The sequence below is a fragment of the Komagataeibacter rhaeticus genome (assembly GCF_011611525.1).
Lineage (GTDB): Bacteria > Pseudomonadota > Alphaproteobacteria > Acetobacterales > Acetobacteraceae > Komagataeibacter > Komagataeibacter rhaeticus.
In genome coordinates, this window is record NZ_CP050139.1 from 3453432 (window position 1) to 3468000 (window position 14569).

Below are 14569 nucleotides of genomic sequence, written 5' to 3' on the forward strand. Positions count from 1 at the left end.
GCGCTGCCCCCGCTAAGCTTTGACCGAGCGCGCTGTCTGACCGAAGAGGATTTTCTTTCCCTCCTCTGTCACGCTGGGTCGCGCCGACAGGTCTTTCCCTTTCTCATAGGCCCGTATCGTTGCCGGGCGCGCGGCGATGGTATCAAACCAGCGCTTCAGGTTCGGAAACTCCTCAAGATTCTGCTGCTGGCGCTGCCACGGCACGACCCATGGATAGCTGGCCATATCCGCAATGCTGTAATTGGCACCGCCGAGGAATGGCACCCGCGCCAGACGCCGGTCCATCACGCCATACAGACGGTTGGTCTCGTTGACATAGCGCGTTATGGCATAAGGAATTTTCTCCGGTGCATACTGTCCGAAATGATGGTTCTGTCCCGCCATCGGCCCCAGTCCGCCGACCTGCCAGAACAGCCATTCGGTGACCGCCGTGCGACCCCGGACATCCGCAGGCAGAAACAGGCCCGTCTTCTCCGCGAGATAGAGCAGGATCGCACCCGATTCAAAAACGCTGATGGCTTCACCACCATCTTTCGGGGCCCGGTCAATGATCGCGGGCATGCGGTTATTGGGAGAAATGGCCAGAAATTCCGGCCGGAACTGATCTCCCGCGCTGATGTCGACAGGATGAATGGTGTAATCCAGCCCGGCTTCTTCCAGAAACAGCGTGATCTTGTGGCCATTCGGTGTGGGCCAGTAGAAAAGATCGATCATGGAACGCGTCCTTTCTCAGAGGGTCGTAGGCTTCAACACGTCAGACAGCCAGATGTTCAGATCCCGGATTTCGGCCTCGATGATTGTATGATCCATGGGATAGGTCCGCCAGATTATATCATATCCCCAGCCAGCCAGATGACGGCGCGCTGTGTCAGCAAGTGCCAGCGGAACTGAGTAGCCCCTAGATTTCTGGACGCCCAGGCTCCTAAAAATGAAGACAGGAGGCGTTGATGGGGAAGCCCAATTTCAGTGATGAGTTCGAGCGTGATGCGGTGGCGCAGATTACCGAGCGGGGATATCCGGTAGCGGAAGTTTCGCAGCGGCTCGGGGTCAGTACACATTCGCTATATGCGTGGAAGCGGCAATTCGCGAAGATGGCATCAGGCGATACCGGCAAAGATGCCGAGATCCGGCAACTGAAGCGCGAACTGGCCCGGGTAACCGAGGAGCGCGACATCCTAAAAAAGTCGCCGCGTATTTCGCCAGGGATGCAAAGTGAGATACGCCTTCATTGCCGAGCATCGCGATCATTTTGGAATTCGGGCAAGGTGCCGCTGTCTGGCCGTGCAGCCCAGTGGGTATTATGCCTGGCGGAAGGAGCCGCTGAGCCAACGGGCTCGCGAGGACGCCCGACAGACCACGTTGATCCGTCAGGCCTGGCACGACAGCGGCAGGGTTTATGGCTACCGTAAGCTGCACGATGATCTGCTCGATCAGGGCGAGACCTGCTGTCCGAACCGCGTGGCACGGCTGACAAAACTGGCGGATATCAAGGCACAGATTGGCTACAGGCGACGGCCAGGTAGCCATAGTGGCAGGCCATCCCTCGTCATCGACAACACGCTGGCCCGGCAGTTTGATGTCGAGGCGCCCGACAGGGTATGGGTCACAGACATCACCTACATCCGCACCCTGGAAGGATTTGCCTACCTTGCTGTCGTGCTCGACCTCTATTCGCGTCGTGTGGTGGGCTGGTCGATGCAGAGCCGCCAGACCTCGGATGTGGTACTGCAGGCGCTCCATATGGCCATCTGGCGACGAAAGCCCAAAAGCCGGGTGCTGATCCACTCCGATCAGGGCAGTCAGTTCACCAGCATGGACTGGACTGCCTTCATACGGGCTCACAATCTGGAACACTCGATGAGCCGCCGCGGCAATTGCCACGACAATGCTGTAGCGGAAAGTTTTTTCTCATCGCTCAAGCGCGAGCGCATCCGGCGTCGAACTTACAAAACGCGCCAGGAAGCCCGGCAGGACGTGTTTGACTATATCGAAATGTTCTATAACCCGGTGCGCAAGCACGTCAGGAACGGGATGCTGTCACCCGTGCAGTTCGAACAACAGCAGATTTTGAATGCTCAAGGCGTCTAGAAAATTAGGGGCTACTCAGTGTGACGATGAATGACGCCGTGAGCTTCCTGAAGGCAAAGGCAGCGGAGTTCCCGCCCGGCTACATGTACAGGAAGGAAACGCACTGATTTTTGCGTTCCTTTTCGCACTGATTGCCATCTATCTCGTCCTGTCGGTTCAGTACAACAGCTTCACCGATCCAGTCCTCATCCTAGTCAGTGTGCCGTTATCCGTGTTCGGTGCCCTTATTCCACTCGCCCTCGGTGTGACGACCTTAAATATCTATACCGAAATCGGACTCATTACGTTGATCGGACTGCTCAGTAAGCATGGCATCCTGATGGTCGAGTTCGCAAACGAGATCCTTCATCGTGACAATGTAGACCGCAGGACAGCAATCGAGACGGCCGCCGCCATCCGTTTCCGACCGATCATCATGACCACAGCAGCAATGGTCGTAGGTCTTGCGCCCCTGGTCATCGCTACCGGTGCGGGCGCGAATAGTCGCTTTGGATTGGGAACGGTGATCGTCGTTGGCATGATCGTTGGTACCAGCATGACGCTGTTCGTGCTACCCTCGGTCTATACGGTGGTCAAGCCGCGCCGTGGCAAAACGATATGACGCGCTGTGGGCAAACTTCTTCGCTTACAGCGAGCCACTCCATTCGCGAGAGAGACAGGTAAGCGGGGTAAACCGTCCCACCGCTTTGGATGTCCCTGACGATATTTCCTGCTGTTCATTCAACTGCGTTGTGACAGCCACTTTGCGCCCATCTTCGTCACTGCTGGTTACCTTCTTATTTAGCGAAAGCAGCCACTCTGCAAATCTAGATGTAGAAAAACAGGAGCGCTACAAAGCGCCCCTGCCTACACATACTAATCGTCGTCTTCGTCCTCCAGCGGAGGCAAGTCAATTTTCTTCAGCATCTCCTGCAAAACCTTGAAGTCACCAGATCGGAGGCGCTTTCGCTCCGCAGCAACTCGCTTGCTTCCAAGTCGCAGCCAACTCGAGAGAACTGACGTCTGTATCAAGGCAAAATCATCACCGGCAGGAAACATTGTCCAACCCCATTCCGCGAGTTCCACGATCACCTCTGCAGCGAAACTTTCGTGTAAATTTCTCCGGATGCACAGTTTACGCATTGTCGCTTTTGAAAAACGAAGGCGCGTAATGTCTTTTCCTTTTTCGCGACGGTAATGGTCGATCACATAAAGTATAACGATAGCTGACTGCTCTGCAGTCAACCGGTGTTGATTCGGTAGCGCGGCCAAATTAGCCTCCCAAAAGAGTGACCGATGAAGGTCAAAGTTGCATAAAAACATGATCCGGTGGAGGATCACCGTCATTTAGTGGCCTAGTCCACAAAAAGTCAAATCAAAAAAATATCGTTGCGGCTAAAACATTACGGCTTTTTGCTGCCGAATATCCGGTTTAAACTCCGTTTGTAAGCTGCTGTGCGGCGCCCAGGAGGAAGCTCCGCACGTATTCCGCGCAGGTCGCGACGAAGCAGCCGTGGTCAGATAGCCACCTCCAGACCACGCCGATTACTTGTGCCAATTCGGGAGTCCAGTCCTGTTCAGCTATCTTTGTTGCGACGAACTAGGTATCGCACACGGGCGGGTCGCTAAGGCCCGGTCGCAAGGGTAGGCCCCGGTCTTTCATCGCCTGCGTCGGCGTCATGATCTGCGTGAGCGGCGCGCGCACGAGATCTCCCAGGCCAGCCTACAGCATGGCACGGCCGCGTTCGGCACGCCCTTTCGAGTTCACCTGTAGACGCAACTGCAGCCACTTCAGGTCCAGCGTAAACAGCACGATCGCGCCATCATTCATCTCCGTGTGCAGGAACCCCCGTTTTCATCCCATCCAGCCTTGCACACGGGATCGCTCATCGGCTCTCGTTCAGTCAGTTCCAGAACGACCGGTTTTCCGGTCGCAGGGCCATGATCTCGTCAAGAACGCCCTCCATGTGAGTGCTGGTTGTAATCTCCCCAAATGTGCTGGTTGAAAATTCCCCAGTTTGAGGACTGTGCGTGATCGTCATGGGGGCATGCCCCCATGACGATCACGCGGCACATTTATCCCTGCTGATGCCAAAGGAAGGGCGAGCAGGTGATAGGACTCAGGGAGGTCGTTTTGATCCAGGAACTCAAAAGACAGGGGCTCAGCATCAGCGCCATCGCGCGCCAGACAGGGCTCGATCGCAAGACAGTGAAGAAGTATCTGGCCAATGGGCTGGAGACTCCAGCCTATGCACCGCGTAAACCGGTGGCCAGCGCAGCAGAACCTTATCGAACCTATCTGTTGGAGCGGATGGCAAGTTATCCCGGACTTTCATCGCGCAGGCTGCATCGTGAAATTCGCGACATGGGATATGACGGTGCCTATTCATCGCTGACGGAATATCTCCGGCAAATCCGCCCCCCGCTGCCCAGGCCTTATGAGCGGCGCTTCGAGACCGGAGCCGGCGTTCAGGCGCAGGTCGATTTTGCGGAATTCCAGACAGTCTTCACCGGCGAGCCAGGCATCGTGCGCAAGGTCTGGTTGTTCAGCATGGTGCTGGGGCACAGTCGCTGGCTGTGGGGACGTTTCTGCCCGAACCAGGGTCTGGAAACAGTGATGCGTTGCCACATCGCCGCCTTCGAGGCGATGGCGGGCTGCTGCACGGAAATTCTCTACGATCGCATGAAGACCGCTGTCATCGGTGAGGATGATGCGGGCGTGGTGACCTACAATGCCTCGCTGGTGGCGCTTCTGGCCCATTATGGCAGCGCCCCCAGAGCCTGCCAGCCCTATCGCGCCAAGACCAAGGGCAAGGTCGAGCGACCCTTCCGCTACATCCGTCAGGACTTCTTCCTTGGCCGCAGCTTCCATGATCTCGATGACCTCAACGCCCAGTTCGACGTCTGGCGCGCGGATATCGCCAACGCGCGGGCACATGCCACCACCGGGCGGATCGTGCAGGAGCATTTTGCACAGGAGCAGCCCCATCTGCATCCATTGCCTGCCCTGCGCTACGATGCTGTTCTGAGCGTCGAGCGGCGGATCAGCCGCGAGGGGATGGTGGCGGTGGCCGGCAATTATTACAGTGTGCCTGACACTGCCCGCCGTCGCGTGGTCGAGATCCAGCACCATACACATGAAGTCCTGATCTTCAATGCTGTCGTCGTCCACATCGAAGGTGCCAGCTATCGCCTGCGCCAGCATGCCGATCTGATCCCCGAGCATACACGGGCCCACGCCAATCTGATGCCACCGGCAGCGCCAAAGCGCCGCGGTAGGCCCCCAAAGCATGGAGCTATCGATCACCTCAATGGCTGATCACCATATCCGTGCTGGGGAATTTTCCGACAGCACATGTGGGGAATTTTGAAACAGCATTTACAATCGTCGTCAGATCGCGCAATTTCCACTGATCAATAAGGCCGCCGATAAACCTCACGCCATCGTGAAAATCCTCGTTACAAGCCCAACCTACGCTGGAGTTTCACTCCCATTTGCATCCTATGTGCATCCTGCGGCGTGTTCCGGGCACAAAAAAAGCCGCCTCTGAGGGCGGCATTTTTTGTTAGATATGAGTATGTTCGGTATGGTTGCGGGGGAAGGCAACCAACGATACTTGCGATTGGTGGACCGCGAGATACCCCGTCTCGCCGCGTGACAAAGTAATCATGCCAAAGCGCATGGGCATGTCCAATTGGAATCCTTGTCATAGACAGACCGCCTCATATATAATCCCATTCTATGGTCAATATGTGAGGCAATCTGTCATGTCTGAGACCACGTTTCTCTCCGATGCCTACGATCCGTCCGGACTGATCGCGGCCGAACGGCTGAGTAGCATGCTGCATATCACTCGTGGCGAACTGGCTGCCACCTTGGGCCTGTCCCGCGATGCCGTCTCCAAAAGCGCCCGCCTCGGCCGCCCCGCCACCCAGGCGAGGCTGCGCGACATGGTCGAGATCCTCAATCGCGTCCGGCCATGGGCGGGCTCAGCCCAGCAGGCTTTCGCATGGTACCGGTCACAGCCCTTGCCTTCCTTCGGTGATCAGACTGCCGAGGCGCTCGTCCGGGAAGGACGCGCCGACGCCGTCCGGCGCTATCTCGATCGGATTGCAACCGGCGGTTACGCGTGAGGTTTACCGGACGGGTATTCCGGGCTCATAATCCCCGCTGGTCCTTTACACCCTTATCCGGCGACGGTGCGGCATTGCATGGAGGACGGTTCAACCCGGTCGGCACACCTGCCCTTTACACATCACTGCGGATGGAGACTGCCTGGCTCGAGGCCCAGCAAGGCTTCCCGTTCAAGCCCCAGCCCCTGACCATCTGTGCCTATGACGTCGATAGCGAACCCGTCCTCGATCTGACCGACCCGCCCAATCTTGATAATCTCGGATTCTCCTCCTCTGCCCTCGCCTGTCCCTGGGAAGATCTTGCCGACCAGGGCAAGACGCCACCATCATGGGAACTGGCAAAGACACTCATCGCCAATAAAATAGCTGGCATCATCGTTCCGAGCTTTGCCCCCGGAGCGACGAAAAACGACCAAAATCTCATCTTCTGGAAGTGGTCAGGCGACCTGCCTTCCCGCGTGATCGTCATTGACGATGAAGGACGTCTGCCCAGGACCGATATGTCGTGGCCGTAAGCCGACCTCCGGCGGCAAAACGGGGCAGAATTGCCAGCGTTATCCGTCGGCAACCCTGTCAGGTAGGCTATCGGGCACTTAATAAATGGCGAGCCAACGAGTGCACCAGTTCGATCAGGACAATATGCGGGGCGGCCTCAAAAGCATCGCACAGAGCGAGTGCGCGTCACGCGATGGATGCCGTGCGCGACCGGTCGGATAACAGCTTCAGCCCGTCTTCATTCACCGACCCGATTGCCGTTGTACCATCGGTTGCCGAATCTCCGGCACAGACGTTTCCTTCTTCCTCAGCTATGTTGCGTCCGTCAGGAGAGATCGCATGTCAGGTAAACAGCAGATGGACGGTCAGCATATGTCCACATCTGGCGCCGTTTGGACCTGTCCAATGCATCCGGATATCAGGGAAGCGCATCCTGGGAAATGCCCGATATGCGGCATGACACTTCAGCCGATGAGCAGCCCCGATACCATGGTGCCAATGAAGGGAATGGGCCACGACCGGGCAGTTCACGATATGGCCTGCCATGATCAGGACCGCCATACGCCCCGGACCGCCGCCTTGCCGCCAGCAGCAGGCCACACGATCTGGACCTGCCCCATGCATCCGCAGATCCGGCAGGACCATCCGGGAAGCTGCCCGCTTTGCGGCATGGCGCTGGAGCCGGAGGAACCGACCGGACAGCATGATGACAATCCGGAGCTGAAGGACTTCACGCACCGCCTGATCGTAGCCGCCGCCCTTGCCATCCCGCTCATGGCCATTGCCATGGGCGGCGATATCGGCCTGCATCTCGTGCCACCTGCCCTTTCACCGTGGATCCAGTTGGCGCTCACGCTGCCTATCGTCGGCTGGGCCGGGCTGCCGTTCTTCCAGCGTGGCCTCGCCTCACTGCGCACCGGCCATTTCAATATGTTCACCCTGATCATGTTCGGTACCGGCGCGGCGTTCGGCTACAGCCTCGCAGCCACGCTCGCGCCAGCGGCCTTTCCTGCAACCTTCCGGCAGATGGACGGCACGCTGCCGGTCTATTACGAAGCAGCGGGCGTTGTGGTGGCGCTCGTGCTGCTGGGCCAGATCCTGGAACTGCGCGCCCGCGCCGCAACCGGCAACGCCATCCGTGCCCTGCTCGATCTCACGCCGAAGCAGGCGCACCGCGTCGGTCCAGACGGCCACGAGAACGACGTGGCGGTCGAGGACGTCGTGAAGGGCGACCGGCTGCGCATCAGGCCAGGCGAGTCCGTTCCGGTTGATGGGTTGGTGATCTCCGGCACGTCCAGCATTGATGAATCGATGATCAGCGGTGAGCCTGCACCCGTGGCGAAAAAGCCCGGCGACCCGGTTACGGGGGGCACCATCAACGGCACTGGCAGCCTGGAAATCGAGGCACAGGCCGTAGGCAGCGACACCATGCTGGCCCGCATTGTAAAGATGGTCGCGGCCGCGCAGCGCTCCCGCGCGCCGATCCAGACCGTTGCTGACCGGATATCGGGCTGGTTTGTGCCGCTGATGCTGGCTATTTCCGTGCTGACCTTCATTGTCTGGTATGTCACAGGCCCCGCGCCACGCTTCGGCCATGCGCTGCTCAATGCCATATCGGTCCTAATCATCGCCTGCCCCTGCGCGCTGGGTCTGGCCACGCCGATGTCCATCATGGTCGGCACCGGACGCGGAGCGCGCGAGGGTGTTCTGGTCCGCAATGCCGAAGCATTGCAGGCGCTGGACAAGGTGGACACGCTGGTGGTGGACAAGACAGGCACGCTGACGGAAGGGCACCCGCGGCTGATCGGCCTTGACGTGACAGAAGGCTGGCAGGAGACCGACGTACTGCGCCTGGCTGCCTCGGTCGAAGCACAATCGCAGCACCCTCTGGCCCAGGCCGTGGTGCGCGCGCTGAAGGATCGTCACGGCGATCCCGCGCCGGTCAGTGATTTCGCCTCGCAGCCCGGCCTTGGTATCAGCGGCACGGTAGACGGCCATCAGGTGGTGATTGGCAATGCCGAGCGGCTGAAACAGGCCGGTGCTGACACAACACCGCTGGAGGCTGCCGCCACGGCACGGCGGCAGGGTGGCGCGGGCGTGATGTTCGTGGCGATCGACGGAAAACTAGCGGGGCTGATAGCCGTGGCCGATCCCCTACGGGCGGATACGCAGGCCGCCCTTGCGGCATTGCATGCCGACGGTCTGCGCATTGTTATGCTGACCGGCGATAACGAGACGACCGCGAAAGCGGTGGCGAAGGCCGCAGGCCATATCGCGGAAATCCATGCCGGGCTGAAGCCGCAGGACAAGGCGGACATCATCCGACGTCTGGAGGCATCCGGCGCGCGTGTGGCCATGACAGGCGACGGCGTGAACGACGCACCCGCCCTGGCGGCGGCCTCCGTCGGCATCGCCATGGGCACCGGAACGGACGTCGCCATCGAGAGTGCGGGGATCACGCTGGCGCACGGAAGCCTTGGTGCCCTGGTCCGCGCCCGGATGCTGGCGCATGCCACCATGCGCAATATTCGGCAAAACCTCGCCTTCTCGTTCCTGTTCAACGGGATCGGCATCCCGGTCGCGGCAGGCGCCCTCTACCCGGTTTTCGGCATGCTGCTCTCGCCCATGATCGCGGGCGCCGCCATGGCCCTGTCATCCGTCACGGTCGTCACCAATGCTCTCAGGCTCGGAAAAGAACCGGTGGCGGCAAGGCGCCCTACGGACCCACACCATACCGGTTCCATATAATTGGTCCGCTGTCGCTTTCATTGCGGACTTCTGTGTACTATTAAAGGTTCTGCCAAAACGGACTACGCTAAAGGAGCAGATCAACTTGTATTTTTTGCTCCCTGTATGCAGGTTTTTACTGCTATACTAAATACAGTTCGAATTGTGACACTCACTGATCCGAACTCTCCCATAAATTTATGATCCCCCCAAAAAAACTGCAATATACGCAGCCGTAAGATCATCCATACACACGTAAAGCCCGCCCTGACCGGCGGGCTTTTTTGTGCTTGTATTTCAGGACATATCATGTCGAATACCAACCAGCATCCCGCCCTGACATTCGTCATGAGCGAACATCAACTCGTCAGCGTCGTCAGGCGATACCTGCCAGGCCACGAAAGTATCAACAGGGCCGAAGCTCTGGCCACGATGGGCTTGGGCGCTGCGGAAATGGCCGGTGCCGCAGGCCTGATGGCTACCCCTGAACCGTTGCTCAGCAAAGTTGGCGGCATTGCGCTTGCGGCCCATGGCGCCGACATGATGGCCGCCGGACAGCAGGCATGGAAAAATGGCACCGAACCGCACACCCTGACCGAACGCGCGGTGCATGCCATGATGCTGAAGGCCCATGCGCCCCCTGCTGTTGCCGATCTGGCCGGTCAGGCTGCGGATGCCATGATTCCCGCTGGCATACTCCATGCGGCAGCGCATTTCGCGGCAACGCGGGCCATGCGTGTTGCCACGGCAGATGCAAACCGCCTTGCCTTCAGGCAGGACGACATCACGACGGAGCACTTCCACCGGCCTGTGCAACGCATGGCCCAGCCCACACGGACACCCGCCAACCAGAACCTCCTCTCACCGCATCGGCAGAACCGGCTTGACCTCAACCATCATGAGGCGCCGGCCCATAACCGCAAGGCAGGCGGGCATGTGCTGCTGAAACACGTTGACCCGACCGAGGCATATATCGAGCGCCGGTTTACAAAGGAGAGACATCCGGTCATTTCATTCTTCATCTCGAAGGAAGAGGCTGAACGTGCTATTCACGCAGTGCTGCGGGATCATTCCCATAAGATTGATGCATGGCTCATGGACGCCAGAGATGGAAGTTCAGTTCACGTTGAAGGACATCTTTCAGGCAGCGGGGCTATTGTTGTCGAGAACACCGATCGGGTACGCAAAGCTGCGCGATATATAACGGTTACAATTACTAAAAAAGAACATAATGGGATGATTTACTATGTGCAGACTGTTAGACTTAAATAACTTTCGTATTTGTAAAATATTTAAGCGTCTGGATGACCTGGGCGCCAGTTCTTTAGGCGAAGATGCCGATATGTTTGGAGATACGCTGGAGGAAGCAATCCAGTGCGGACCGCGAACGCATGACCTTCCGTTCAAACTGCAAACGATCGCCGAATTAAAAACTTTACTGGCCTGCACCGATGCGGAAATCGACCATGTTACCTGGGCCTTGATCCGCATAGATCCCACTGCTGATGTTGAAGAACCACCCAACTGGGGTCGTTTTCCCAGCCTACGCGCATTCTGGTCTGCCGTCCTACATGCCTTTGAACATGATCCCGAGGTGCAGGAACAAGGAGACACCTGAGCCGGATAAGCAGGTTATCCGCCAATACTTATGTAGAAACGCATGTTGATTCGACCAAGGTGTATCTCCGGAACCGGTTTATGAAGGCGCACCGTCCCGTCATTTTATTTTCAACTTAAAAGTAAGAAGAACGCAGATTGAAATATATACTTATGTAAGAGGGACTATCGTCGTTCAGTATGTAGGTCGGAAGCGCAGTAATGCATAGCGCATCAAAATTTCAATTACAAAAAAGAACACAATGGGATGACATATTATGTCTATACCGTCCAACTTAACTAAATATGATCTTCATGATATGTTTCCTCGTCTAAGCGAACTTGGAACCATTTCTTTAGGATAGGATGCAGATACTTTCGGATATACTTTGGATGAAGTCATTCAGGAGGAACCGCAAACCCGAGGACTCTCATTCAAAAAAGAAACGATACGGGAACTGCGCACCTTACTGGCCTGCACCGATGCGGAAATCGACCGCATCAGTAAAGCTTTGCTTGGTATCATTCCAACAGTTGAGCCTGAATGACGCGCCCCCCGAAAATGTGCCCATTTTAAAGTAGAGTCCGATCGAGAAGGATACGGACGGATGAAACGCAGTCGCTTTACGGAAGAGCAGATCATAGGGATCCTGAAGAAACAGGAGGCTGGGCTGAAGGTCCCTGATCTTTGCCGGAAACACGGGATCAGTGACGCAACTTTCTACAAATGGAAGACCCGCTATGGTGGTCTTGAAGTGTCCGAGGCCAAACGGCTGAAGGCGCTGGAAGATGAAAACAGCCGCCTGAAACGTCTTCTGGCGGATGCCATGCTGGATAATGCAGCGCTGAAGGAAATCGTTGGAAAAAAGTGGTGACGCCTGTCGCCAAGCGGCAGGCGGTCGACCATATTCGCGGTGTTCTGGCCCTGAGTGAACGCCGTGCCTGTGCGCTTGTCGGTCTTGCCCGCCGTGTTGCGCGCTATATTTCGACCAGGGCGGACGATGTCGTCCTGCGCCAGCGTCTGCGGGAACTAGCGGGCCAGCGGCGCCGCTTTGGATACCGTCGCCTGAGCTATCTTCTGGCGCGGGAAGGCCTCACACCCAATCATAAGAAGCTGTTCCGCCTCTATCAGGAGGAGGGGCTGAAAGTCCGTCATCGGGGAGGCCGAAAGCGAGCATTGGGAACGCGTTCTCCCATGACCGTCCCCCAGGAACCTGGGCAGCGTTGGAGCCTGGATTTTGTGTCCGACGCCCTGATCTGTGGCCGCCGGTTCCGCATTCTGGCTGTTATCGACGATTTCAGCCGGGAGAACCTGGCATTGGTTGCCGACACATCGCTGTCAGGCGGACGTGTGGCGCGGGAACTGACAACTCTGGTGGAGCGATATGGCAAACCCCTCATGATTGTCAGCGACAACGGGACGGAATTCACATCCCAAGCCATTCTGAAATGGGCCGACGGGATGCAGGTCGAATGGCATTATATCGCCCCGGGGAAGCCGCAGCAGAACGGGTTTGTCGAAAGCTTCAATGGCCGGCTCAGGGATGAATGTCTCAACGAAACGCTGTTCACGTCCCTGACGCACGCCCGCCAGATTCTGGCTGACTGGCGGGAAGACTACAATACGGTACGCCCACATTCCCAACTGAATGGCAGGACACCGGATCAGGTCGCCAGACAAGGGTCTCGGGGGCATGCCCCCAAGACCCTTGCTATTCCATCAACTCCAAGCCATGAAAAACGGGAACTCTCCTTTTGAGTGGATACAAAAAGGGGGGGCACGTCAGATGACATGAAGACCTATGCGTGTTGGAGCATAATGCTCATAATCCTTGCCCAGTCTGCGGCATCGTGTAGTTCATGCGAAAGATCGTTCAACGACCCATCGGCATGGCAGCAGGACAAAGCCACGTACGTTTGGCCTCGGGCAACCTGACAATTTCAGGCGATTCCCCTGGGTCCGTATAGCCCTGAATTGTTAGACGCCTTGAGCATTCAAAAGCTGTTTCCGTAACTTAAAACTGAGGGCACGTTCGGGACAAGGCCACCTTTTCATTTGTTTCCTGCAGTGGAATTCAGGACGCAAAAAACCGCCGTGTTAGGGCGGGTTTATCGTGTCTAATCAAGGACTTATTCATGGTTGCGGGGGCAGGATTTGAACCTGCGGCCTTCAGGTTATGAGCCTTTAGTCCCAATCTACGACCCGATTGTCTGCGCTGCGCCTGAGCCACCAATTTTACGCCACCACCATCACTTTTTAGAGATTACTTTCGTTCGCACGTGTTGCGTCTACGCTGCTTTCCCCTTGCTTACGCGGAAATACACTTCCCAATTGCATCCTATACACATCCTTATTTTTACCTATGGCCTCTCTCGCCTCTCCATCTTTTTTGTCGCTCCATCACAAACGGATGCATCGATACATTACCTCGTTCGTACGCTGGCATTGTACCAATGATTGGTATATCGTTTAGACGCAAGGGGGAGGACTCCATGGCACGCAACACATCAATCTCACTCGGTGACCATTTTGCAGACTTCGTAGACCAGCAGGTAAAAGGTGGACGCTACGGCTCAGCGAGCGACGTCGTACGCGCTGGTCTGCGGATTCTTGAAGAGCGGGAGACACGACTTGAAACTCTCCGCTCTGCCCTGATCGACGGCGAGCAATCCGGTGCAGCCGAGCCGTTCGATATAGAAGATTTCCTCGCCGCGAAGGCTAAACAGTTCCGGTGATGCGTTTCCTTTTAAGGCCAGCAGCTCAAGCCGATCTTTCAGCAATCTGGGATTATTCAGCACAACGATGGGGAACCACTCAGGCCGATGACTATGTTCGAGCTATTGGGCGAGCCTGTCAGGATCTTGCGGACGGAACACGGCATGGACGGACTGCCGACGATATTCGGGAAGGGTATCTCAAGATGCTCGTCGGCTCTCATCTGCTTTTTTTTCGGGTAAACGAGAATGGCTTTATCGACGTAATCCGCATCCTGCACGGGCGTATGGACCCCACACGCCATATGACGGATGTCTAGTCTCGGTTAAATTTGAATGCACGTGAGCCAACTCTGTCGTCGAGCGCTGTACGTGTTATATCGTGTCGCGTGTAACTGCACAAATAAACCCATTCCAATCAGGCTCGTTCGTTGACTAGCAAATATATTCTTCCCGTTTACTTGCAAGTTCTGAACGATCCACTTTCTTGGCAGAACCCTGATAACGGAAAAGGACATTGAGCACGCGCGTTCATGAACGATGTTGCCCGCCGGGCCGACCCCACCGCAGGAGCTTAGATTTCACTTTGGATGTCTGACACACCTCCTCGAAACAGAAAATGACAGCTACTGGTTCCGCCCCAGCACTGCTGCACCAGAGAACAGAAAGGGTGGGTTCCATTACTTCTCCCAAGCTAATTCAGGTAAGGATCGAGGCAATAGGGGATCAACGCGCTGACCACAACGCTACGCGATGGTTATGGCAGGACTACCCGTAGTTTAACTGGGCATGCGATTGACCGACCCCGATTTGTAGAAGAACACGATCGGCGTAT

At 56.9% G+C, this 14569-nt stretch carries 14 protein-coding genes and 1 pseudogene; 12 read left to right on the forward strand and 3 right to left on the reverse strand.

The features are described from left to right. Window positions 1-12: 12 nt before the first annotated feature. Complete coding sequence (locus tag GWK63_RS15980; RefSeq protein ID WP_007399369.1) at window positions 13-714, reverse strand: glutathione binding-like protein; 702 nt, start codon at window positions 712-714, stop codon at window positions 13-15. 233 nt (window positions 715-947) lie between these two features. Between GWK63_RS15980 and GWK63_RS15985 the strand changes: the two genes are divergently transcribed. Next, window positions 948-2088, forward strand: a protein-coding gene (locus tag GWK63_RS15985; RefSeq protein WP_085948992.1) for an IS3 family transposase whose coding sequence is annotated in 2 segments (ribosomal slippage) — window positions 948-1189 and window positions 1188-2088 — 1143 coding nt in all. Because the reading frame shifts where the segments join, the coding sequence is not laid out codon by codon here. 148 nt (window positions 2089-2236) lie between these two features. After that, window positions 2237-2689: an efflux RND transporter permease subunit gene (locus GWK63_RS15990; protein ID WP_276308890.1), complete on the forward strand. Its 453-nt coding sequence runs from the start codon at window positions 2237-2239 to the stop codon at window positions 2687-2689. 254 nt (window positions 2690-2943) lie between these two features. On the opposite strand, the gene GWK63_RS15995 is transcribed toward GWK63_RS15990, so the two are convergent. Next, window positions 2944-3414, reverse strand: coding sequence for a hypothetical protein (locus GWK63_RS15995; protein WP_139064302.1), 471 nt, complete (start codon window positions 3412-3414; stop codon window positions 2944-2946). A 787-nt stretch (window positions 3415-4201) separates the two neighbouring features. Here GWK63_RS15995 and istA point away from each other — a divergent pair. From istA to GWK63_RS16045, 8 genes are all read left to right on the forward strand, one after another. Next, entirely contained in the window at window positions 4202-5386 is a 1185-nt protein-coding gene (gene istA / locus GWK63_RS16005) for an IS21 family transposase (RefSeq protein ID WP_408885786.1), read from the forward strand. A 449-nt stretch (window positions 5387-5835) separates the two neighbouring features. Next, on the forward strand, window positions 5836-6201 hold the full coding sequence (locus GWK63_RS16010) for an antitoxin Xre/MbcA/ParS toxin-binding domain-containing protein (RefSeq protein ID WP_007397951.1): 366 nt from the start codon (window positions 5836-5838) through the stop codon (window positions 6199-6201). Then, the gene (locus GWK63_RS16015) at window positions 6198-6716 is read left to right on the forward strand and encodes an RES family NAD+ phosphorylase (RefSeq protein WP_083824413.1); all 519 of its coding nucleotides are present in this window, start codon (window positions 6198-6200) and stop codon (window positions 6714-6716) included. Before GWK63_RS16010 ends, GWK63_RS16015 begins: the two co-directional genes overlap by 4 nt. Window positions 6717-7053: 337 nt before the next feature. After that, window positions 7054-9444, forward strand: coding sequence for a copper-transporting P-type ATPase (locus GWK63_RS16020; RefSeq protein ID WP_007397949.1), 2391 nt, complete (start codon window positions 7054-7056; stop codon window positions 9442-9444). Window positions 9445-9732: 288 nt separating this feature from the next. Continuing rightward, a complete protein-coding gene (locus GWK63_RS16030; RefSeq protein ID WP_007397948.1) occupies window positions 9733-10695 on the forward strand; it encodes an RNase A-like domain-containing protein in 963 nt (320 codons plus the stop codon). Beyond that, window positions 10670-11041, forward strand: a complete 372-nt coding sequence (locus tag GWK63_RS16035; protein WP_172459683.1) for a hypothetical protein — start codon at window positions 10670-10672, stop codon at window positions 11039-11041. The genes GWK63_RS16030 and GWK63_RS16035 overlap by 26 nt, the downstream gene beginning before the upstream one ends. Window positions 11042-11408: 367 nt before the next feature. Further along, a complete protein-coding gene (locus tag GWK63_RS16040; protein WP_156953886.1) occupies window positions 11409-11567 on the forward strand; it encodes a hypothetical protein in 159 nt (52 codons plus the stop codon). 60 nt (window positions 11568-11627) lie between these two features. Then, window positions 11628-12778 (forward strand): IS3 family transposase gene (locus GWK63_RS16045; RefSeq protein WP_085948976.1). Its coding sequence is split into 2 segments (ribosomal slippage): window positions 11628-11886 and window positions 11886-12778, totalling 1152 coding nucleotides; the frame shifts between segments, so codons are not numbered across the junction. A 24-nt stretch (window positions 12779-12802) separates the two neighbouring features. Here the strand turns inward: GWK63_RS16045 and GWK63_RS16050 are convergent. Then, a pseudogene (locus GWK63_RS16050) lies at window positions 12803-13028 on the reverse strand (IS5/IS1182 family transposase); the annotation flags it as partial. A gap of 484 nt (window positions 13029-13512) precedes the next feature. On the opposite strand from GWK63_RS16050, the gene GWK63_RS16055 reads away from it, so the two are divergent. Both GWK63_RS16055 and GWK63_RS17575 read left to right on the forward strand, forming a co-directional pair. Then, a complete protein-coding gene (locus GWK63_RS16055; protein WP_039998678.1) occupies window positions 13513-13755 on the forward strand; it encodes a type II toxin-antitoxin system ParD family antitoxin in 243 nt (80 codons plus the stop codon). Continuing rightward, window positions 13755-14054 (forward strand): type II toxin-antitoxin system RelE/ParE family toxin, encoded by a 300-nt coding sequence (locus tag GWK63_RS17575; RefSeq protein WP_083824409.1) that lies wholly within the window; start codon window positions 13755-13757, stop codon window positions 14052-14054. Before GWK63_RS16055 ends, GWK63_RS17575 begins: the two co-directional genes overlap by 1 nt. Window positions 14055-14569: the final 515 nt, after the last annotated feature.

What these genes read in the sequence shown, in the direction of transcription:
- GWK63_RS16055 (WP_039998678.1), top strand. Translation starts at nt 13,513, where the DNA reads ATGGCACGCAACACATCAATCTCACTCGGTGACCATTTTGCAGACTTC.
- GWK63_RS16035 (WP_172459683.1), top strand. Translation starts at nt 10,670, where the DNA reads ATGTGCAGACTGTTAGACTTAAATAACTTTCGTATTTGTAAAATATTT.
- GWK63_RS16010 (WP_007397951.1), top strand. Translation starts at nt 5,836, where the DNA reads ATGTCTGAGACCACGTTTCTCTCCGATGCCTACGATCCGTCCGGACTG.
- GWK63_RS15995 (WP_139064302.1), bottom strand. Translation starts at nt 3,414, where the DNA reads ATGACGGTGATCCTCCACCGGATCATGTTTTTATGCAACTTTGACCTT.
- GWK63_RS16030 (WP_007397948.1), top strand. Translation starts at nt 9,733, where the DNA reads ATGTCGAATACCAACCAGCATCCCGCCCTGACATTCGTCATGAGCGAA.
- GWK63_RS15980 (WP_007399369.1), bottom strand. Translation starts at nt 714, where the DNA reads ATGATCGATCTTTTCTACTGGCCCACACCGAATGGCCACAAGATCACG.
- GWK63_RS16020 (WP_007397949.1), top strand. Translation starts at nt 7,054, where the DNA reads ATGGACGGTCAGCATATGTCCACATCTGGCGCCGTTTGGACCTGTCCA.
- GWK63_RS17575 (WP_083824409.1), top strand. Translation starts at nt 13,755, where the DNA reads ATGCGTTTCCTTTTAAGGCCAGCAGCTCAAGCCGATCTTTCAGCAATC.